Annotated in this window: 18 protein-coding genes and 1 tRNA gene; 5 read left to right on the top strand and 14 right to left on the bottom strand. The window is 65.6% G+C overall.

The genetic code is table 11. The features are described from left to right. Nucleotides 1-160 precede the first annotated feature (160 nt). The 5 genes from ampD to ccsA all read right to left on the bottom strand — a co-directional run bounded on the left by ampD (nucleotide 161) and on the right by ccsA (nucleotide 4,928). Nucleotides 161-748, bottom strand: a complete 588-nt coding sequence (gene ampD, locus AAG813_RS04715; protein ID WP_341912340.1) for a 1,6-anhydro-N-acetylmuramyl-L-alanine amidase AmpD — start codon at nucleotides 746-748, stop codon at nucleotides 161-163. Beyond that, nucleotides 735-2,153 (bottom strand): sigma-54 dependent transcriptional regulator, encoded by a 1,419-nt coding sequence (locus tag AAG813_RS04710; RefSeq protein ID WP_341912338.1) that lies wholly within the window; start codon nucleotides 2,151-2,153, stop codon nucleotides 735-737. The genes ampD and AAG813_RS04710 overlap by 14 nt, the downstream gene beginning before the upstream one ends. Then, on the bottom strand, nucleotides 2,150-3,781 hold the full coding sequence (locus tag AAG813_RS04705) for an ATP-binding protein (RefSeq protein WP_341912335.1): 1,632 nt from the start codon (nucleotides 3,779-3,781) through the stop codon (nucleotides 2,150-2,152). Before AAG813_RS04705 ends, AAG813_RS04710 begins: the two co-directional genes overlap by 4 nt. Nucleotides 3,782-3,894: 113 nt before the next feature. Beyond that, nucleotides 3,895-4,131, bottom strand: coding sequence for a PP0621 family protein (locus tag AAG813_RS04700; RefSeq protein WP_341912334.1), 237 nt, complete (start codon nucleotides 4,129-4,131; stop codon nucleotides 3,895-3,897). Further along, the gene (gene ccsA, locus AAG813_RS04695) at nucleotides 4,128-4,928 is read right to left on the bottom strand and encodes a cytochrome c biogenesis protein CcsA (RefSeq protein ID WP_341912332.1); all 801 of its coding nucleotides are present in this window, start codon (nucleotides 4,926-4,928) and stop codon (nucleotides 4,128-4,130) included. Before ccsA ends, AAG813_RS04700 begins: the two co-directional genes overlap by 4 nt. A gap of 76 nt (nucleotides 4,929-5,004) precedes the next feature. Between ccsA and ffh the strand changes: the two genes are divergently transcribed. Continuing rightward, nucleotides 5,005-6,363, top strand: coding sequence for a signal recognition particle protein (gene ffh / locus AAG813_RS04690; protein WP_341912330.1), 1,359 nt, complete (start codon nucleotides 5,005-5,007; stop codon nucleotides 6,361-6,363). A 102-nt stretch (nucleotides 6,364-6,465) separates the two neighbouring features. Here ffh and mdoH read toward each other — a convergent pair whose 3' ends face one another. The 9 genes from mdoH to AAG813_RS04645 all read right to left on the bottom strand — a co-directional run bounded on the left by mdoH (nucleotide 6,466) and on the right by AAG813_RS04645 (nucleotide 16,640). Beyond that, on the bottom strand, nucleotides 6,466-8,442 hold the full coding sequence (gene mdoH / locus AAG813_RS04685; RefSeq protein WP_341912328.1) for a glucans biosynthesis glucosyltransferase MdoH: 1,977 nt from the start codon (nucleotides 8,440-8,442) through the stop codon (nucleotides 6,466-6,468). Beyond that, nucleotides 8,418-9,995 (bottom strand): glucan biosynthesis protein G, encoded by a 1,578-nt coding sequence (locus tag AAG813_RS04680; RefSeq protein ID WP_341912325.1) that lies wholly within the window; start codon nucleotides 9,993-9,995, stop codon nucleotides 8,418-8,420. The genes mdoH and AAG813_RS04680 overlap by 25 nt, the downstream gene beginning before the upstream one ends. A 160-nt stretch (nucleotides 9,996-10,155) precedes the next feature. Further along, entirely contained in the window at nucleotides 10,156-11,577 is a 1,422-nt protein-coding gene (locus tag AAG813_RS04675) for a sigma 54-interacting transcriptional regulator (RefSeq protein WP_341912323.1), read from the bottom strand. Beyond that, nucleotides 11,574-12,194 (bottom strand): hypothetical protein, encoded by a 621-nt coding sequence (locus AAG813_RS04670; RefSeq protein WP_341912321.1) that lies wholly within the window; start codon nucleotides 12,192-12,194, stop codon nucleotides 11,574-11,576. The genes AAG813_RS04675 and AAG813_RS04670 overlap by 4 nt, the downstream gene beginning before the upstream one ends. Continuing rightward, nucleotides 12,178-13,599 carry an ATP-binding protein gene (locus AAG813_RS04665; protein WP_341912319.1) on the bottom strand — a complete coding sequence of 474 codons (1,422 nt, stop codon included), beginning with the start codon at nucleotides 13,597-13,599 and terminating at the stop codon, nucleotides 12,178-12,180. The genes AAG813_RS04670 and AAG813_RS04665 overlap by 17 nt, the downstream gene beginning before the upstream one ends. A gap of 34 nt (nucleotides 13,600-13,633) precedes the next feature. Beyond that, on the bottom strand, nucleotides 13,634-14,980 hold the full coding sequence (miaB, locus tag AAG813_RS04660) for a tRNA (N6-isopentenyl adenosine(37)-C2)-methylthiotransferase MiaB (RefSeq protein WP_341912317.1): 1,347 nt from the start codon (nucleotides 14,978-14,980) through the stop codon (nucleotides 13,634-13,636). 97 nt (nucleotides 14,981-15,077) lie between these two features. Continuing rightward, a complete protein-coding gene (locus tag AAG813_RS04655; protein WP_341912314.1) occupies nucleotides 15,078-15,545 on the bottom strand; it encodes a hypothetical protein in 468 nt (155 codons plus the stop codon). A 68-nt stretch (nucleotides 15,546-15,613) separates the two neighbouring features. Continuing rightward, nucleotides 15,614-15,690 (bottom strand) — tRNA-Met (locus AAG813_RS04650). Between the two features lie 173 nt (nucleotides 15,691-15,863). After that, nucleotides 15,864-16,640 (bottom strand): enoyl-CoA hydratase, encoded by a 777-nt coding sequence (locus AAG813_RS04645; RefSeq protein ID WP_341912312.1) that lies wholly within the window; start codon nucleotides 16,638-16,640, stop codon nucleotides 15,864-15,866. A 133-nt stretch (nucleotides 16,641-16,773) separates the two neighbouring features. Between AAG813_RS04645 and AAG813_RS04640 the strand changes: the two genes are divergently transcribed. The 4 genes from AAG813_RS04640 to AAG813_RS04625 all read left to right on the top strand — a co-directional run bounded on the left by AAG813_RS04640 (nucleotide 16,774) and on the right by AAG813_RS04625 (nucleotide 19,919). Next, nucleotides 16,774-17,589 carry an enoyl-CoA hydratase-related protein gene (locus tag AAG813_RS04640; protein ID WP_341912310.1) on the top strand — a complete coding sequence of 272 codons (816 nt, stop codon included), beginning with the start codon at nucleotides 16,774-16,776 and terminating at the stop codon, nucleotides 17,587-17,589. Continuing rightward, the gene (gene paaI, locus AAG813_RS04635) at nucleotides 17,590-18,024 is read left to right on the top strand and encodes a hydroxyphenylacetyl-CoA thioesterase PaaI (protein ID WP_341912307.1); all 435 of its coding nucleotides are present in this window, start codon (nucleotides 17,590-17,592) and stop codon (nucleotides 18,022-18,024) included. Next, nucleotides 18,021-19,313, top strand: coding sequence for a phenylacetate--CoA ligase PaaK (gene paaK, locus AAG813_RS04630; protein ID WP_341912305.1), 1,293 nt, complete (start codon nucleotides 18,021-18,023; stop codon nucleotides 19,311-19,313). The genes paaI and paaK overlap by 4 nt, the downstream gene beginning before the upstream one ends. A 93-nt stretch (nucleotides 19,314-19,406) precedes the next feature. Beyond that, nucleotides 19,407-19,919 carry a hypothetical protein gene (locus AAG813_RS04625; protein WP_341912303.1) on the top strand — a complete coding sequence of 171 codons (513 nt, stop codon included), beginning with the start codon at nucleotides 19,407-19,409 and terminating at the stop codon, nucleotides 19,917-19,919. Nucleotides 19,920-19,923 lie beyond the last annotated feature (4 nt).

Below are 19,923 nucleotides of genomic sequence, written 5' to 3'. Positions count from 1 at the left end.
AAAAATGCACAAGCCTGGGTCCGCGTGGGTGCCCCGAAAGCTGGGCATCCATCGGCCGGACACGTGCCGATCACGTGTTCATGCGCCTTGCAAGGCGATCAAGGCTTCCGATGGTCGTGGTTGTTGACGGACGGCCCCCAAGCGGCCACCACCAGGGTCATCAGAGATCTGCGGGAAAACACTTAGCCGGCAAGCCCAGCGAATCCTGCAGCCGCGACCATTCGAAGCCGGGCCCCGGGTCCTGCTTGCGGCCGGGGGCAATGTGTTCATGGCCAGCCAGGTAGGTGATCGGGTAATGACGCAGCAGCGCCGCGCAGACGCTGGCCAGGGTTTCGTACTGGGCGGCTTCGAACAGCCCGCCTTCCAGGCCCTCGAGTTCGATGCCAATCGAGTCGTCGTTGCAGTTGTTTTTGCCGCGGTAGCCGGACTCGCCCGCATGCCAGGCGCGCGCATCACAGCTGACAAACTGCCACAGCTCCCCGCACCGGGTGATGAAAAAATGGGAAGACACCTGCAAGCCGCGTAACGACTGAAAGTAGGGATGGGCGTCCCAGTCCAGCTGGTTGGTGAACAGGCGTTGCACCTGGCCATTGCCAAATTCGCCCGGCGGCAGGCTGATGGAGTGGATGACGATCAGGTCGATGCAAGCCGACGCGGGTCGCGGACCGAAGTTCGGCGATGTCAGCGCCCTGGCATAGCGGTACCAGCCGTCCCGCCACAGTGCGGATACGGCCTCAGGAGGGCTCATCGGCCGCTTCATCGCCCTGGGGCGTCACGATGTTCAGGCGTGCGATCCGGTAACGGATCTGGCGCAGGCTGATGCCCAGCTTGGCGGCGGCCGCCGTGCGGTTGAAGCCGGTTTCCTGCAGGACCTTGGACAGGATGTTGCGCTCCTGCCCGTCAAGAAAGTCCTGCAGGTTTTCCGGCACGGCGACATATTCGGCCGGCGGCGATTCGAGATGCAGGTCACCGTCTTCGCCGAGGGCAATGGCCCGGTGCAACAGGTTCTCGAGTTCCCTGACGTTGCCGTTGAAGGGGTGCTGCTGCAAGGTGGCCAGGACCTGACCGGAGAGGTCCGGCATGTGAAAGCCTGACTCCCGGCAAATCCTTCCGAGCAGGTCCCGACACAGGGCGGGCAGGTCCTCGCGGCGCTCACGCAGCGGCGGGACGCTGATTTCAATGACGTTGAGCCGGTAGTACAAATCCTGGCGGAAGGTGCCGGCCGCCACCGCAGCGGCCAGATCCTTGTGGGTGGCGCTGACAACGCGCACATCCACCGTGTCCTCCTGGGTGGAGCCCAGCGGACGGACGACCCGCTCCTGGATGGCACGCAGCAGCTTGGACTGCATCGCCAGCGGCAGGTCGCCAATCTCGTCCAGAAAAAGGGTGCCGCCTTTGGCCGACTGAAAATAACCGAGCCTGTCCTGTGCCGAGCCGGTGTAGGCGCCTTTGCGGGCCCCGAAAAATTCGGCTTCCAGCAGATTTTCCGGGATGGCGCCGCAGTTGACGGCGACAAAGGGCCCTGCCGCGCGATGGCTGCAGTCGTGCACGGCCCGCGCCACCAGTTCCTTGCCGGTGCCGGACTCACCCTGGATCAGCACCGGCGCCATGCTGCTGGCGACCTTGACGATACGGGACTTGACGGCCTGCATCACGGCCGATTCGCCGACCAGGCGCTGCAGTGTCGGGGAGGCATCCGCCGGCCGTGCGGCCCTGGAGGCGGCGGGTCCGTCCTCGCTGCCGGGCCTGCTGCGCTCGGCGACGGCCGTGGGGGGCGCCGGTCCCTGGATGGCCGACGCCACCACGCTGCGAAACTGCTTGAGGTCCACCGGCTTGGTCAGGTAGTCAAAGGCGCCGGCCTTCAGCGCTTCCACCGCATTTTCGGCGGACCCGTGGGCGGTGATGACCACACAGCGTTCGGGGCGCTGCAGGGTGACCATCTCGCGCAGCAGCTCCAGGCCCAGCCCGTCGGGCAGGCGCATGTCGGTGATCACGGCATCAAAGCGGCGTTGCTGCAGCAGGGCGCGCGCCTGCGCCAGGTCGGCCGCCGCCTCAACCCGGTAGCCTTCCCGCAGCAGGGTCAGCTCGTAGAGGGTTCGTAGGTCGGGCTCGTCGTCAATCACCAGGATGTGGGCTTGCGTCGGGAGAGTCATGGTGTTTTCTGGATGTCAGACCACATTGTGTCAAAACCCGTCTGGGACAAAGTTGGCGCGGTGGCGGCTGGCCGGAAGATAACAAAAAACTCGTTGCCTTCCACCGCGTTGCGGACGGCCCGCTGGTAGCCTATGAGCGCACCATGGCGTTCGCAGAGCTCCCTGCAGATATACAGGCCCAGCCCGCTCGAGCGGCTCTCCGAAGAGAAAAACGGCTCGAACAGATGCGACTGCACCGTTTTTTCCAGTGGTTGCCCGTCGCTCCAGACCGACAGCCGGGGCTGCCCGGCGGCGGTGATGTCGGTGGCGACCTGTATCGCATCGCCTGCAGCGCTGGCATAACGCAGGGCGTTGTCCAGCAGGTTGACCATCAGTCGCCGCAGGTGCTCGGCCTCGAACAGCACGCCCGTCCGGCCGGCACCGGCACGCAGGCGCAGCCGCTGGCCCGATGCCGTTTGCTGGGTCCAGTCCGAGCAGATGCGCTGCACCATGTCATCGAGCGGCAGGGCGCTTGTCAGCGCCTGGGGCGCCTGCTCCTGAACGCGGGAGATGTTGAGGATTTCCTCGACGATCCTGGCCAGGCGCTGCGCGTTCTGGCTGACCATGCCTGTGAGCTGGCGCTGCCCGGGGTCCTGCAGGTCTTCCTCCAGCAGGGCATTGGCTTGCGTGATGGCCGCCAGCGGGTTCCTGATTTCATGGGCCACCGCGGCCGACATGCGGCCCATCGCCGCCATTTTTTCGGTGCGCACCCTGGCTTCCATTTCCCGCAGGTCTTCCAGGAACATCACGCACAGGCTCTCGTGCGAGCCGTCGCGCGAGGCGGCCAGCCGGGTACGCACCTGCAGGCGACGGGCATGGCGCGAGGCATGCTCCAGGCTCACATCGGCCTGCTGCGGCTGGCGCTGCTCGAATGTCAGTTGTGCCAGCTCTGTCAGGGGCTGCCAGGCCGTCTCGGCGGCCAATACAAAGGGGGCCGTGCGCGCCGTGTCCTGGCTGGCCAGCAAACGCAGCGAAGCGGGGTTGGCCGCGCGTACGATGCCCTTGGTATCGATGACCAGCACGCCATCGACCAGGGTGTCGATCACCAGTTCATTGACCTGGGTCTGCATGCGTGCGGCGGAGTGGCTGCGTTCGGCCCGCTTTTGTTCCCGCGACAGGCGCAGGGCCAGCTGGTTGGCCAGCAGGGCAATGATGAAAAAGCCCGAGCCGCTCAGACCGGCCTGCAGGAAGCGCGCCGTGGCGTCGCCCGGCAATTGCAGCGAGGCCCACCAGGCATCGGCCAGCAGCAGCAGCGCCACGCTGGCGGCGGTACCGAGGGCCAGCAGGATGGGGCCCAGCACGGACGCCAGCAGCACCGGCAGCGCGAACAGCGCCGTGTAGTTGATCGCCCCCGACTGCAGGAAATTGAGCGCCGAAAATGCCAGCACGTCGACGCCGACCGTGGAGAGCCATTGGGCGTCGAAGGTGCTGCCTGGCGGTTTCGGTTGAGCCCAGACACGCACGGCGAGCGCGGCAACAAAATAGGCCACACACAGCGCGATCATGGCCTTGCCGACAGGCTGGCCCAGCGCATAGATGGAGGCCTGCAAGGCAAGCAGCACGGTGGCCAGCGTTACGCGGGCCGCCATGAACGCCCGCCACAGCCGGCCGAAAGACTCGCCGCCGGCATCCGATTCCCATGCGCCGGATTTCTCTACCGGTCCAAACCAGGAATTTCCGGAGTCCGGCGCCGCCTTGGCCATCAGCCCTCGGCCTGGCGGCGGTGCGCGTCGCTGCAGTAAAACCCCTTGCCACCGGGCAGCGCGTCCGCACGCGGCAGGTGCACGTCGCAGACGGCGCAGGCCACGACTTCGGTGGCCGGCATGCCGGGGCGGCCGGCCGGCGGCGCGGGTGGCCGCCCCGGCTGCCCGGCGCGCCGGTTGCTGCGCCAGAGCCAGAGGACCCCCAGCGCCAGGACAATCACCAACAGGTATTTCATACGCGCTTCAAAATGACTTCAAGGACAAAACGCGAGCCCACATAACCGAGCAGCAGCAGGCCGGAGCCCAGATACAGCACCCGCACCGCCTGCCGCCCGCGCCAGCCCAAGCGTGCCCGACCGATCAGCAGGCCGGCGAAGGTGATCCAGGCCAGCACCGAGAAAATGGTCTTGTGGTTCCATTGTCCGGCCAGGCCCGGGCCATACAGGGTTTCGGCAAACAGCCAGCCGACCAGCAGTGTGGCCGTCAGCAGCACAAAACCTGCCTGCACAAAACGAAAGGTCAAGCGTTCCAGCGTCAGCAGGGGCACGCCGGTGTCGGGCTGCGTGGCGGAACGGATGGAGCGCTCGGAGCGGTTCATCAGCCAGCCATGCACCACGGCGGCGGCAAACAGGCCGTAGGACGCAATGCCCAGCGCCCAGTGCAGAGGCAGCCAGGGCGAGGCAATCACGTGGTAGCTGGTGCCGGGAAACACCAGCGCCAGCAGGACGGCGGCGGTGCCCAGGCCGGCCAGCGTCCAGCGGGCCTTGAGCTGCGGAAACAGCCGGCTTTCCACCGCGTACACGCTCAGCACCAGCCAGACCGTCATGGACAGGGCCGGCGCAAACCCGAACCGCGGCGGTTCGCCGAGCAGGCCCTCGGCCAGGGTGAGTGCGTGCAGCAGCCAGGCCAGCAGCAGCACGCCACGCGTGGTGGTTTCGCTCAAACGTGCGGTGGCCAGCGCCAGGATGGCATAGGCCAGCGCCGCGCCGATGGCCGTGGCCAGACCCCACCAGGCGCTCAAAGTTAAAATCATGGCTACAGTTTAGCTTCTGCGCCAGACGGCTGGTCCTTCTTTCACTTCCTTTCCGCTCCAGTTGTGGAGCTTATTCATGGCCTCTGCCCTCACCGACAAACTCTCCCGCCTCGTCCAGGAAATGCGCGGCCAGGCCCGCATCACCGAATCCAATGTGCAGGACATGTTGCGCGAGGTGCGCATGGCGCTGCTCGAAGCCGACGTGGCGCTGCCCGTGGTGCGCGACTTCATCGCCCGCGTCAAGGAGAAGGCGCTGGGCCAGGAGGTCATGGCCTCGCTGTCGCCGGGGCAGGTGCTGGTCAGCATCGTCAACCGGGAGCTGGCCGCCACCATGGGCGAGGGCGTCAGCGACATCAACCTCGCGGCCCAGCCGCCGGCGGTGATCCTGATGGCCGGCCTGCAGGGTGCGGGCAAGACCACCACCACCGCCAAGCTGGCCAAACACCTGATCGAAAAACGCAAGAAGAAGGTGCTGACGGTGTCGGGCGACGTGTACCGCCCGGCGGCCATCGAGCAGCTCAAGACCGTCACGAAGCAGGCTGGCGCCGAATGGTTTCCAAGCACGGCCGACCAGAAGCCGGTGGACATCGCGCTGGCCGCGCTCGACTACGCGCGCAAACACTTCTTCGATGTGCTGCTGGTCGACACCGCCGGCCGCCTGGCGATCGACGAAGCGCTGATGGCCGAGATCAAGGCACTGCATGCGGCGCTCAATCCGGTGGAGACCCTGTTTGTCGTGGACGCGATGCAGGGCCAGGACGCTATCAACACGGCCAAGGCCTTCAAGGAAGCGTTGCCGCTGACCGGCATCATCCTGACCAAGACCGACGGCGACTCGCGCGGCGGCGCAGCATTGAGCGTGCGGCAGATCACCGGCGCACCGATCAAGTTCTCGGGCACCAGCGAAAAAATCGACGGGCTGGAAGTCTTCGATGCCCAGCGCCACGCGGGCCGCATTCTCGGCATGGGCGACATCGTCGCGCTGGTCGAGCAGGTCACGGCCGGCGTGGACATGGCAGCGGCGCAAAAACTCGCCGCCAAGATGAAGTCCGGCAGTGGCTTCGACCTCAATGACTTTTTGAGCCAGCTGCAGCAGATGAAAAGCATGGGCGGACTGTCCAGCCTGCTCGACAAGCTGCCGGCGCAGATGGCGGCCAAGGCCGGCCAGGTCGACATGGACAAGGCCGAAAAGGACATCCGCCGCAAGGAAGGCATCATTCAGAGCATGACGCCGCTGGAGCGCCGCAAGCCCGAACTGATCAAGGCCACGCGCAAGCGCCGCATTGCCGCGGGCTCCGGTGTGCAGGTTCAGGAGGTCAACCGCCTGCTCAACGAGTTCGAGCAGATGCAGACCATGATGAAAAAGATGAAGGGCGGCGGCATGATGAAAATGATGAAGCGCATGGGCGGCATGAAGGGCATGCCGAAGTTCTGAGGCCCCCTCCGTTCTTCATTAAAAAGGGCCATTGGCCCAATAAAAACGGGCGCCATCAGCTATCAAATAGATAGCTGATGGCGCCCGTTGGCTTTCACTGGCCTAAATGGCCCTGAGCCGCGGCCGCACCTGCTGGCTGGCATGGAACCAGGCGCGACGCAAGACCGCCGGTGATTTGGTTTCTTCGGGAATCAGCAGGTAGTTGTTGGTGCGCATGGCCGTCCCGACGCCGACCTTGCTGGTCAGCACGGTCATCGGGATGGACAGCAGCAAGGGCAGGCCGACGGGCAGCAGCCAGACCAGCGCGCTGGCGTCAATCAGCGTGATGCCGGCGGCCAGCAGCACAATCACCGCGCTCATGGGGGCGAGCTGTTGCAGGGCCACACGCCAGGGCACGGCCGCCGCTTCGCGCGGGGGCGACTTCCAGTCCAGCTTGAGCCCGGTCAGCGCCACCAGCACGAACAGCGAGTGCGCGAGCATGCGGATCGGTGCCTGCAGCAGGGCGATCAGCGTTTCCAGCAGCGCGCTGCGCAGCAGGCTGGCGGTGCCGCCGTAGGCCTGCTGCTGGCGGTTGATCAGCACCGCGGTTATGCCGAGCAGGCGCGGCAAAAACAGCATGGCCAAGGTCCACGCCCACAAGGTCAGCAGTTCGCCGGGCAGCAGGTCCCAGTCGCTGACCATGGGTGTGCCGGAGAGCCAAAGCGCTGTCCCCAGCGTCAGGAAACACAGCCACAGCGGCGCCGAGAGGTAAGCCATGGCGCCCGTGCCGAACATCGAGCGGTGTACCGGGTGAATGCCGGGCTCGGCAATCAGGCGCGAGTTCTGCAGGTTGCCCTGGCACCAGCGGCGGTCGCGCTGCAGTTCGGCCAGCAGGTCGGGCGGCTGCTGTTCATAGCTGCCCACCAGGTCGGCCACCAGCCAGACGTGGTAACCGGCACGGCGCATCAGCGCGGCTTCGACAAAGTCGTGCGACATGATGCTGCCCGACATGCCGCCGGTGCCCGGGATGCGCGCCAGCGCGCAGTGCTGCATGAAAGGCGCGATCCGGATGATGGCGTTGTGGCCCCAGTAGTGCGACTCGCCCATCTGCCAGAACTGCATGCCCAGCGTGAAGAGGCGCCCCGTCACGCGCGAGGCGAACTGCTGCGCCCGCGCATGCAGCGTCACATGGCCGATGGCCTGGGTGGCGGTTTGGATGATGCCGGCGCTCGGGTTGGCTTCCATCAGCTTGACCATGGCCACCAGGCAGTCGCCGCTCATCACGCTGTCGGCATCGAGCACCACCATGTAACGGTAGTCCTTGCCCCAGCGGCGGCAGAAGTCGGCCACGTTGCCGGCCTTGCGGTCGGTGCGGCGCTTGCGCAGGCGGTAGTACACCTCGATCCGGGGCTGGTCGGGCTGGGCCGCCAGCTGGGTGCGCAGGTCTTCCCAGGCCGCGCGTTCGGCCTTCTGGGTGGCCGGGTCGCTGGTGTCGGACAGCACAAACACGTCGAAGGCTTTCACATGGCCGGTCGCTGCGACGGATTCGCAGGTGGCGCGCAGGCCCGCGAACACGGTGCGCACATCCTCGTTGCAGATCGGCATGATGATCGCCGTCCTCGTTGCGTCGTCCAGCGCATGGTGCTGGACCTGTCTGGCCGACAGGGCGTGTTTGTCGCCGCGTATCGTCACGTAAAAACCCATCATGGCGGTCATGAACCCGGTGACCACCCAGGCGGACAGCAGCGCAAACAGCACAAGCTGGCCGTACTGTAGCCAGGCACTGTCGTAGTCGGGCTGCATATCGGCAAACAGGCTGGTGGCCAGCACGGTACTGAGCACCGTCAGCAGCACGAAGACGGCCCGGCGCCGCGTGGCGGCCTGTTGCCAAGGCTGCAGCGCCTGCACCGGCACGGTGCTGGGCTGGGCGGCAGCGGGACGTATCAGCCCCAGCGCGGTCATGCCCAGGCTGTTCCAGAAACCACGCCAGGGACGCGGCACCATCGATCCGCGGTGCAGCGGCGGCGCGGTGACCGAGTTCGGATGACGTTCTTCGCGCAGCAGGCTGCGGGGGGTCAGGGTGTGATCAGGTTGGTCCATGTTTCAGTCAGGGTGTGGGTGTTGTGTTGGAGAAAGGCGCGCAGCTCGATCGGCTGGGCGCTCTGGTTGACAGGGGGGGCGAGGCGCTGCACGCGCAGGCTCATGCGCCAGGTGCCGGTGGCCGGGTTGCGGTAAGCGATGCTTTCGACGACGCGGGCGTTGCTGCTGGCGGTGGTGATCGCCTCGACCCTGGCGTCCTCGGGCAACGCGTCCAGGGCCGGTCCGGCAAAGTCGATGACAAACTGTGTCTGCTGGGCCAGGGCCTCGGCGCTGAGCTTGCTGTAGCCGGTGCCGCGGCGCGACTGGATGACCCAGCCGTTGGGCGGGCGTTGCTGGTTTTTGCCCTGCCAGCCAATCTGCCACGCCAGGTTCAATGATTCGCCCGGGGCGGGCATTTTTGCCGGTACCCAGTAGGCGGCCACGTTGTCATGGGTTTCGTCCGGCGTCGCAAACTGCAGCAGCTCGACGCGGCCCGCGCCCCAGTCGCCCAGCGGGGTCACCCATGCGCTGGGCCGAAGCTCGTACCGGGCTTCGCTGTCTTCGTAGCTGGAGAAGGCGCGGTCACGCTGCATCAGGCCAAAACCCTTGAGGCTTTTCATGCTGAAAGAGGTCACCAGGGGGGAAACCGGGTTCTGCAGCGGACGCCATAACCATTCACCTTCCCCGGTGGCCACCATCAGCCCGTCCGAGTCATGCACTTCTGGCCGGAAGTCGCCAGCGCGCGGCTGGTTTTCGCCGAAGAAAAACATGCTGGTCAGCGGCGCCACACCGAGGGTGGCCACCCGCGGGCCGGCGCCTGCGCGCATGAAGATGCGGGCATGCACCTCGGTGACGGTTTCTTCGCCGGGACGGATGTCAAAGCGGTAGGCGCCTGTCATGCGCGCCGAATCCAGCAGGGCATAGACCGTGACCTGCTTCGCACCGAGAGCCGGCTTTTCGAGCCAGAAATCGGTGAAACGCGGAAACTCTTCCTGCTGTGCACCGGTGGGGTCGACCGCCAGGCCACGGGCCGACAGGCCGTAACGCTGGCCGGCACCCAGGGCGCGGAAGTAGCTGGCGCCCAGAAAGGCAACCAACTCGTCCTTGTAGGCGGGTGAATTGAGAGCGGTGTGGAGGCGAAAGCCGGCGTGGCCTATATCGCCCCAGCGCGCCGGGTTCAGCTGGTTCTTGCCGTAGCTGAAGTCGTCGGCGCTGTAACGCAGGAGCTTGTTGCCCTGGGCAGACAACTCGTGAATGTGTACAGCGTCGGTCTGCCGGCCGACATGGAAAAACTTGGCTTCGTAGGGAAGCTGGTCGGCGCGCCACAAGGCCTTGTCGTCCTTGAAACGGATGTCCCGCAGGCCGTCGTAGTCCAGGGCAGCCAGTTCGGCCGGAACAGCGGCCCGTGGCTGCTGGTAAGGGGTTTGCGCGCGTTTTTGCGCCAGGGCGCCCACGTCGTCCAGAGTCCAGGCATGGGCACTGGCCAGCGCGGCACACAGGCCCAGCAGCGCAAAAAAGCGTGCTGGCCGTACGTGCAGGAAAAGCGTTGAGAAGCGGGGGAAAACAGCTTGCATGGGTTGACTAGGGCAAACCCTGTGCCAACCCGAAAAAGTTGTTTTAAATCAACGGCTTGAATCGATTTAACCGCTGAACCGTTGATCCCGACCGTGAAAAAGGCTGGTGGACCGCTGTTTTTGTCGCCTTCGGGCGACAGCTATCGCCGGCCTGATGAAATTAGTGTTTGGAATCAGGGGCTTGGCCCTGTCGCTCCTCGGCGACAGGATCAGAAAGGGTAGTCGCCGGGTCGGTTTTGAAGTGGCCCGGCGTCAGGCCGTGCTTTTGCAGCAGACGGTAAAACTCGGTGCGGTTGCGGTCCGCCAACCGGGCAGCATCGGCCACGTTGCCGTCGGTCAGTTTGAGCAGGCCGACCAGGTACTCGTGTTCGAAACGCTGGCGTGCCTCAGCCAAGGTGAGCACCTGCACACTTGGCGAGCGCAGCGCACGTTGAATCAGCGTCAGAGGAATCAGTGGTGTGCTGGCCAGCGCGCAGACCTGTTCGACCACGTTGTAGAGCTGGCGCACGTTGCCCGGCCAGGCGGCGGTGTTCAGGGCCTTGATCGCTTCCGGCGCAAAGCCGCTCAGGCGCTTGCCGTATTTTTCAGAGAGCTTGAGGAGAAAATGATTGGCCAGCAGCGCGATGTCCTCACGCCGTTCGGACAGGGGGGGCAGGGTCAGCGTGACCACATTGAGCCGGTAATACAGGTCGGTGCGGAACTGGCCTTCGGCCATGGCCGCATCGAGGTCTCGATGGGTGGCCGAGAGAATGCGCACATCGACGGGGATGGACTGGCTGGACCCCAGCGGCCGGACGGTGCGTTCCTGCAGCACCCGCAGCAGCTTGACCTGCAGGGCCAGCGGCATGTCACCGATTTCATCGAGCAGCAGGGTGCCGCCCTCGGCAGCCTGGAACAGCCCCTTGTGGCTGGCCGAGGCGTCGGTGAAGGCGCCCTTGACATGGCCAAACAGTTCGGACTCGAGCAGGGCCTCGGGAATGGCGCCGCAGTTCACGGCGATGAACGGCCGGGCGGCGCGCGGGCTGGCCTGGTGGATGGCCTGGGCCAGCAGTTCCTTGCCGGTGCCGCTTTCGCCGCGCAACATCACGCTGGCGTCCGACTGGGCCACCATGCGCGCCTCGGCCAGGGTTTCGGCCATGCGGCTGGAACGGCTGATGAACCCGCTTTGCCAGGCCGGCGACTGGCCGGCCGGCACCGCCGGCACCGGCGCGCTCAGCGACAGGGCCTGGGCGATCTTGTCGAGCAGGCCTTTGCCGTCAAACGGTTTTGTCAGGTAGGTGAACACGCCGCGTTCGGTGGCCTCCACCGCATCGGGAATCGTGCCGTGGGCCGTCAGCAGAATCACCGGCAGCGAGGGGTGCTGGCTGCGAATCTCGTCAAACAGCGCCAGGCCGTCCTTGCCGGGCAGGCGCACGTCGCTCAGCACCAGCTGCGGGCGCTCGATCTCGAGCTGGGTCAGGGCGGCTTCGGCCGAACTCACCGCGCTGACGCGGTAACCCGCCGCTGTCAGCCGCATGGTCAGCAGGCGCAGCATGTCGGCGTCGTCGTCGACGACCAGCAGGTGGGCGTTGGGGCTTGTCATGGGCTTGGTGGCCGGGTGCGGCCGCGTGGCGACGATGCCGGGGCCGCCGCAGGGCGGTTGCTCAGGCTGCGTTCGATTTCCTTGAGGGCGTCGAGTTTGTCCTGGGTCTGTTCGAGGCGGCGTTGCAGATCGCGCAGCTGCTGGTTCTGCCGGTCCAGCTGTTCTTCGGCCCGCCGCTGCTCGGCAAAACGTGCGGCCAGCAGGCGCGCCAGGGCATGCAGTGGTCGGGCTTCCTCACTGTTGTTTGCCAGGGCGCGCTGCAGCAGTTCCTGCGCGCGCACCAGATCGGGGAGCTGCCGGGTCTGGCTCAGCGTGAGAGCCAGGCGCAGCTGATCGCCCGCTGACGCAGCGTTGCCGAGCCGGGTGATTTCCTGGGCCAGTTCGGGGCCGGGCAGGCTGCGCAGCCGGTCGGCGTAGGCCAGCAGGGGCGTGACGGCGTCTGCCTCCGAAGGTGCGGCGTTGGACGGTGCTGGCGGCGCTGCCGGCGCCGCTTTCGTCACGGTGGCCATGGCTGGCGAAGCGGCAGGCATGGTGCAGCCGGCAGCCAGGCTGAGGGCCAGCGCCCAGGGCAGGGCGCGGCAAAAGACGGGGCTGAAGGCCTCAAGACTTGAAAGCATGGGGAAGTTCTATCCTGAAATGGGCACCCGGGCCGTCCGGCAACAACTGCACCCGGCCCCCATGGGCAGCAATGTACTCGTGAACGATGGACAGGCCAATGCCGCTGCCTCGCACCACTTGCGGGGGTTGCCGCTCGCCGCGGTAAAAGGGCTCAAAAATGCGCGCCTGGTCGTCGTAGGCGATGCCCGGGCCTTCGTCGTCCATATCGATGTGCACAACGTCGGCGAACTGGCTCAGGCGGATGCGTATCCTGCCTCCAGCCGGAGAAAACCGGATGGCGTTGGACAGCAGGTTGGCGATGGCGGTTCCCAGCTTGTCGCGGTCCACCTCGGCCTGCAGGGCCGGTCCCTCGACGCTGACCTGCAGATCGCGCGCGCGCCACTGCAGGCGCTGGCTTTCCACCTGTTCTTCAATGAGCTGCAGCAGGTCGGTTTTCTCCCGGCGCAGCTGACGGGCCTCGAACGCCGCCGCATTGAAGCGCAACAGGTCCTCGATCTGGCCCTGCAGCAGGCCGGTGTTGTGGCGCAGGATTTTGGCCACCTCCCGCTGATTGGCGCTGAGCTCGCCGGCCACGCCGTCTTCGAGCAGCGACACGCCCTCGCGCAGCGACGCGAGCGGGGTTTTGAGTTCGTGCGAAACATGGCGCAAAAACCGCGACTTGTCGGCGTCCAGCTCCACCAGCCGCAGCCGCAGCCATTCCAGCCGCTGTCCGACCAGTTGCAAGTCGGCCGGGCCGTCGATGCGGATGGCTTCGTCCAGGCGGTTTTCGCCGAGGCCGATGATGGCTTTTTCCAGGCGGTTGAGCGGGCGCGTGAGCCAGATGCCGAAGGCCAGCGCCATCAGGACGGCCAGCGCGATTGCGCCCAGCACCTGTTGTGTCAATTGCCGGCGGCGGTTTTCCAGCGTGTCGAGCAGGCTGCGGTTTTGCGTCGCGATGGTCTGCCGGACCTGCTGCGCAATGGCTGCGTTGATGCGGTCCAGCTCGCGGAATTCCTGCGCGACCTGCCTGTCCCTGTCGAGCGCGGTATCGGGCGAGCCCGACAGCAGCGCGGTGACGGCCTGCAGGTGGTTCTTCCAGTCGGTGACCAGGGCGGCCGGCACGTTTTGCGGACCCAGCCGCGCCAGCACGGTTCGGGCATCGGCCGCGGCTTCGTCGAAGCGCTCGCGCAGCACGCGGTCCGACAGCACCAGCGACTGGCGCGCGGTGCGTTCCATCGCCACGCTGCGTTCGTCCAGGGACTGGGCGGCCGCGCTGAGGTCGAGTGCGCGCACCGCACCGTCGCGGCTTTGCATCGTGAGTTGCTCCAGCGTGAACACGGCGCGCAGCGAGGCGGCCGCCAGCAGGCCGGCAATCAGCAAAAAGGCTGCCACCAGCAGCTGGCGGAAGGAAACGCGCTCAAGCATGGGAGGACCTTGCCGGCGGGGTACTGCGCGCGGTTCAAGCGCTCAGTGCAGGCTCTTCATGGTGCAGCACGTCGCCGCGCAGGGAGCGTTGCGAGGCTTCGGTGATGGTCACGTCCACCATCTGGCCGATCAGGCGGGGCTGGCCCCTGAAGTTGACGACGCGGTTGCATTCGGTGCGGCCCATCAGCTCGGTCGGGTCCTTGCGGGAGGCCCCTTCGACGAGGATGCGCTGCACCGTGCCCTGGCGGCTGGCGCTGATGGCGCGCACGCTGTCGTCGATGGCGGCCTGCAGGCGCTGCAGCCGCGCGAGCTTGACCTCGTGCGGCGTATCATCTAGCAGGTTGGCCGCGGGCGTGCCGGGCCGCGGGCTGAAGATGAAGCTGAAGGAGGTGTCGTAGCCGATGTCGTCGATCAGCTTCATCATCTTGCCGAAGTCGTCCTCGGTCTCGCCGGGGAACCCGACGATGAAGTCGCTGCTCATGGCCAGCTCGGGGCGGATCGCGCGCAGCTTGCGAATGGTGCTCTTGTATTCCATCGCCGTGTAGCCGCGTTTCATGGCCATCAGGATGCGATCGGAGCCATGCTGCACCGGCAAGTGCAGGTGGTTGACCAGCTTGGGCAGCTTGCCATAGGCATCGATCAGGCGCTGGGTGAACTCGTTGGGGTGGCTGGTGACATAACGGATGCGTTCGATGCCGGGAATGTCGGAGACATATTCGAGCAGGGTGGCGAAATCGGCGATGTCGGCAGTGTTGCCCATGGGCCCGCGGTAGGCGTTGACGTTCTGCCCCAGCAGGGTGACTTCACGCACGCCCTGATCGGCCAGACCCGCCACTTCCACCAGCACGTCCTCGAACGGGCGCGAGACTTCCTCGCCGCGCGTGTAGGGCACGACGCAGTAGCTGCAGTATTTGGAGCAGCCCTCCATGATGCTCACAAACGCGCTCGGGCCTTCCACGCGGGCCGGCGGCAGGTGGTCGAATTTCTCGATCTCGGGAAAGCTGATGTCCACCTGCGATTTGCCCAGGCTGATGCGCCTGGCCAGCAGGTCGGGCAGGCGGTGCAGGGTCTGCGGGCCGAACACCACATCGACATAGGGCGCGCGTTCGATGATGGCGTCGCCCTCCTGGCTGGCCACACAGCCACCAACGCCGATCAGCACGCCCTTTTTCTTCAGGTGCTTGACGCGCCCGAGGTCGCTGAACACCTTTTCCTGCGCCTTTTCGCGCACCGAGCAGGTGTTGAACAGGATCAGGTCGGCCTCATCCACATTGCTGGTGGGCTCGTAACCCTGGGCGGCGTGCAGCACGTCGGACATCTTGTCCGAGTCGTACTCGTTCATCTGGCAGCCGAAGGTTTTGATAAAGACTTTTTTGCTCATGGATTTACTATCGAATTGGGAGCTGTTGGCGCCCGTCAGTAAAGGGCTGGAGGCCTGTTTTATTATAAAAACGGCTGGCGGGCCGGCGCGGAGCCGGCTACTGCTGGTAGCGCGGCAGCTGGTTGTAAGGGGTTTTGCCGTCGTCCTGCGGCGCGGCTTCACCCTCGAAGTTGAAAAGGAAATTGCGCGTGGACAGGCCTGCGCGTTTTTCCTTGGCTTCCTCGCGGGTCAGCACCCAGACCTCGTGCACCAGACCGGCGCTGTCGCGGGTGTAATTGACCAGCAACTCCTGGCCCAGCAGGGCGCCCGACAACACATAGTTGTTGTTGGCGTTGCGAATGCGTGCACCGGGCGACAGGCGGTCGGTCTTGCCGTTGAGGCTGATGTCGGGCGGCGCCCGGACCACCAGCAGGCCGCGCAGGGCGGCCTTGGGGAAATTGCGGACGCTGGGGACTTCGTCGGTCTGGGCCAGCGCCGGCGTGGCGAACAGGCTGACCAGCGTCATCAGCACGGCGATCAGCGCGGCCGGCAGGGCCAGAGGCAGGGAGGGCAGGCAGCGTTTCATGGTTTATGTCCAGAGGCTGTGAAGTAACAAAGCCCCAGAGGATCAACCTCTGGGGCTCCGCGAAACCGTGGTGGTGATAGGTGGACTTGAACCACCGACATCAGCATTATGAATGCTGCGCTCTAACCAACTGAGCTATATCACCGCGCGTCGCAGATTATAGCCAAACCTGAACGGATTTTTGACGAGACGCGCTACACATTGAGAAACTGTGGGGTTCTTCAGTCAGGCAGGGGCCGCGGAACCGGCTTCGCCGGGCCGCAGGCGCAGTGGCCCTCGGGCTCAGGGAGCGACCCGCAGTGCGCGACCGTGGGGGCTCTACCTGTGCTTGAACACCGGCTTGCGCTTGCCCACAAAAGCGTCCATGCCTTCCTTCTGGTCCTCGGTGGCAAAGGTCGCGTGGAACAGGCGCCGCTCGAACATGATGCCGTCGGCCAGGGTGCCTTCCCAGGCGCGGTTCACGGCTTCCTTGGCAGCCATCACGGCAATCTGCCCGTAGTCGCAGATCTGCAGCGCGGCGCCCAGCGCTTCCTCCATCAGCTTGTCCAGCGGCACGACACGGCTGACGAGCCCGCTGCGTTCGGCTTCCACCGCATCCATCATGCGGCCGGTCAGGACCAGGTCCATGGCCTTGGCCTTGCCCACGGCGCGCGGCAGGCGCTGCGTGCCGCCCGAGCCGGGGATGATGCCGAGCTTGATTTCAGGCTGGCCGAAGCGGGCGTTGTCCGCGGCAATGATGAAGTCGCACATCATGGCCAGCTCGCAGCCGCCGCCAAGTGCAAAGCCGCTCACGGCGGCGATCACCGGCTTGCGGATGCTGCGGATCTGCTCCCAGTTGCGCGTGATGTAGTCGCCCTTGTAGACGTCGGCGAAGCTGTAGCTCGCCATCGCGCCGATGTCGGCGCCGGCCGCAAAGGCTTTTTCGCTGCCGGTCAGGATCATGCAGCCGATGTTGTCGTCCGCGTCGAAGACCTTGAGCGCAGCGCCCAGCTCGTCCATCAACTGGTCGTTGAGTGCATTGAGTTGTTTGGGCCGGTTCAGGGTGACGATACCCACGCGGCCTTCGGTGCGGGTCTGGATCAATTCATAAGTCATGGCGGGTTCCTTTGGAGGCTGAATCATGCCACGATCCTTTTGCCCGGCGGGCGCGCCATGAGGTGGAAAAGCAAGGGAAAACATTAACCGACCTGACGGTCGGTTAATGCTAGATTCGTCACAGGAGATGCTTATGACCGATGTCCCTTCCGAACCTGCCGTGCTGTTGTCCACACGAGGCGCCGTGGCGCTTGTGACGCTGAACCGGCCGCAGGCCCTGAACAGTTTTACCCGCCAGATGCACCAGCAGCTCTGGACAGCGCTGGACGCCGTGGAGGCCGATCCGTCGCTGCGCGCCCTCGTGATCACCGGCGCCGGCCGCGGCTTCTGCGCGGGCGCCGATCTGGCCGAGTTCGACTTCGCGCCCGGCCCCAACCTCGTCGAACGGGCCGACCCCGGGCCCATCATCGACCAGGCCTTCAACCCGACGGTGCGGCGCCTGCAGAAGCTGCGCGTGCCGACGATTGCCGCCGTGAACGGCGTGGCCGCCGGGGCAGGCGCATCGCTGGCCATGACCTGCGACCTGGCGATTGCCGCGCCGGGCGCCAGCTTCATCCAGGCTTTCAGCAAGATCGGCCTGGTACCTGACGCGGGTGGCTCCTGGTTTCTGGTCAAGCGCCTGGGCCTGGCGCGCGCGATGGGGCTGGCCATGTTGGGCGACAAGCTCAGCGCGAAGGATGCGAAAGAGTGGGGGATGATCTGGGACGTGGCCGCCGAGGGCGAAGACTGCCTGGACAAGGCGATGGCGCTGGCCGCGCGCCTGGCCGTCATGCCGACCCGCGCCCTTGTCGAAACGCGGCGCCTGCTCAGCGAAGGCGCCAGCCGGGGCCTGGATGCCCAGCTGGACCAGGAGCGCGACACCCAGTCGGCGCTGGGCCGCAGCCACGATTACATCGAAGGCGTGATGGCCTTCCTCGAGAAGCGCCCGGCTGCGTTCAGGGGCAATTAGATGGATGCACAGCAGCTGGCCCGCGCCGTGGGCGAATCCATGTTTGCCGCCGACAGTGCCTCGCGCGACTTCATGCAGATGGAACTGGTGTCCTGCGCACCCGGCCGCGCCGTCATGCGCATGGCCGTGCGTGAGCCCATGCTCAACGGCCACAAGATCTGCCACGGAGGACTGATTTTCACGCTGGCCGACTCGACCTTTGCCTTTGCCTGCAACAGCTACAACAAGGTCGCGGTGGCGGCAGGTTGCAGCATCGAGTTTCTCAAACCCGGCCAGCTCGGCGATGTGTTGACTTGCGAAGGGGTGGAGCAGACGCTGCAGGGCCGGCACGGCATTTACGACATGAAGGTCAGCAACCAGCGCGGCGAGGTCATTGCGATGTTCCGTGGGAAAAGCGCGCAGATTGCAGGCCACGTGATTCCGGAGATCTCATGACAAGTTTTCCGCTCGAACCGATTGAAAAGGCCAGCCTCGACGAACTGCGCGCCCTGCAGCTCAAACGCCTGCAGTCCACGCTGCAGCATGCCTACCGGCATTCCCCGGTCTACAAGGCCAAGTTCGATGCTGCGGGCGTGCATCCGGGGGACTGCAAGTCGCTGGCCGACCTGGCGAAGTTTCCCTTCACCACCAAACACGACCTGCGCGACAGCTACCCCTTCGGCATGTTTGCGGTGCCGCGCGAGCAGTGTGTGCGTATTCACGCGTCCAGCGGCACCACCGGCAAACCGACCGTGGTGGCCTACACCAAAAATGACGTGGACATGTGGGCCGGCTGTGTCGCCCGCAGCATACGCGCGGCGGGTGCGCGCCCCGGCGACCTGGTGCACATCAGCTACGGCTACGGCCTGTTCACCGGCGGGCTGGGCGCGCACTACGGTGCCGAGAAACTGGGCCTGACCGTCGTGCCGTTTGGCGGCGGGCAGACCGAGCGGCAGGTGCAGCTGATCACCGATTTCAAGCCCGACATCATCATGGTCACACCCAGCTACATGCTGGCGATCGCCGACGAGTTTGAAAAGCAGGGCTTGTCCGCCGCCGACGCCAGCCTGCGCACCGGCATCTTCGGCGCCGAACCCTGGACCAACGACATGCGCCTGGCGATTGAAAAGCGCATGGGCATCGATGCCGTGGACATCTACGGCCTGAGCGAGGTCATCGGCCCGGGCGTGGCCAGCGAGTGTGTGGAAACCAAAGACGGCCCGACCATCTGGGAAGACCATTTCTATCCCGAGATCATCGATCCCGTCAGCGGTGAACTGCTGCCCGACGGCGAGATCGGCGAGCTGGTGTTCACCAGTCTCACCAAGGAAGCGCTGCCCATCATTCGCTACCGCACACGCGACCTGACGCGCCTGTTGCCCGGCACGGCGCGCAGCATGCGCCGCATGGAGAAGATCACGGGCCGCAGCGACGACATGATGATCGTGCGCGGCGTCAACGTGTTTCCCACGCAGATCGAGGAGTTGATCCTCAAGCGCCATGAGCTGACGCCGCATTACCAGTGCATTCTGACCCGCGAGGGCAGCATGGACTGCCTGCGTGTGGCGGTGGAGACCCGCCCCGGCCTGGCACCCGACAGCCCGTCCGCGCAGGCAGCGGCCCACCTGCTGCAGCATGAGATCAAGGCTTACATCGGGACCAGTGTGGACATCGAGTTGCGTGCCGAGGGCGGTGTGGAGCGCAGTCTGGGCAAGGCCAAGCGGGTGCTGGACCGCCGGCATTGAGCTGCGCTTCCGGGTTTTCCGGGGTAAGCACCCTCTCGACGTTGTACTGTTTTGGTTCTAGACTGAGCTGACAAATAGTTACAGGAGGTTGCCATGCCGAACAAGCAAGTGATCTATCAAAAAACGCAGAAGGGAACGGAGGCGGTTGCAAACCGGCATTCCGGCCTGGCCCCCAGATTGCGTTCCCTGTTGATCATGGTTGATGGCAAAAGAACCTACGCAGAACTGACCACCATGGCCGCAGCGCTCGGCGATCCGCAGCGTCTGTCAGAACTCGAGGCCGAGGGCCTGGTGGCGCCGGCAGTGGCTGAAGAAAGAACCATGCCGGCCGCGCTGGAGCCGGCGGGGGGGCCGCAGCCGTCGGCCACGGCAGCACCGCAGCGCGCAGCCAACCTGGCGCAGGCGCAGCGGTTTTCCTCGCATTTGCTGGAGCACCTGCTCGGTCCGATGGCTGAGCCGCTGTGCATCAAGATCGAGGGCGCGCGCGATCTCGCCGATTTTGTCGCCGTGATCAAGCGGGCCCGCGAGATCGTTCGCGAGATCAAGGGCGCCGCTGAAGCCGAGCGGTTTGTGGCCCAGATCGAAGCGCAGATGCCTGCTGGCTGAATCG

It is taken from the genome of Polaromonas sp. YR568 (assembly GCF_943371715.1).
Taxonomy (GTDB): domain Bacteria; phylum Pseudomonadota; class Gammaproteobacteria; order Burkholderiales; family Burkholderiaceae_C; genus Polaromonas.
The sequence above is the reverse complement of the archived record's forward strand: the minus strand, read 5'-3'. Positions and strand labels throughout refer to the sequence as shown.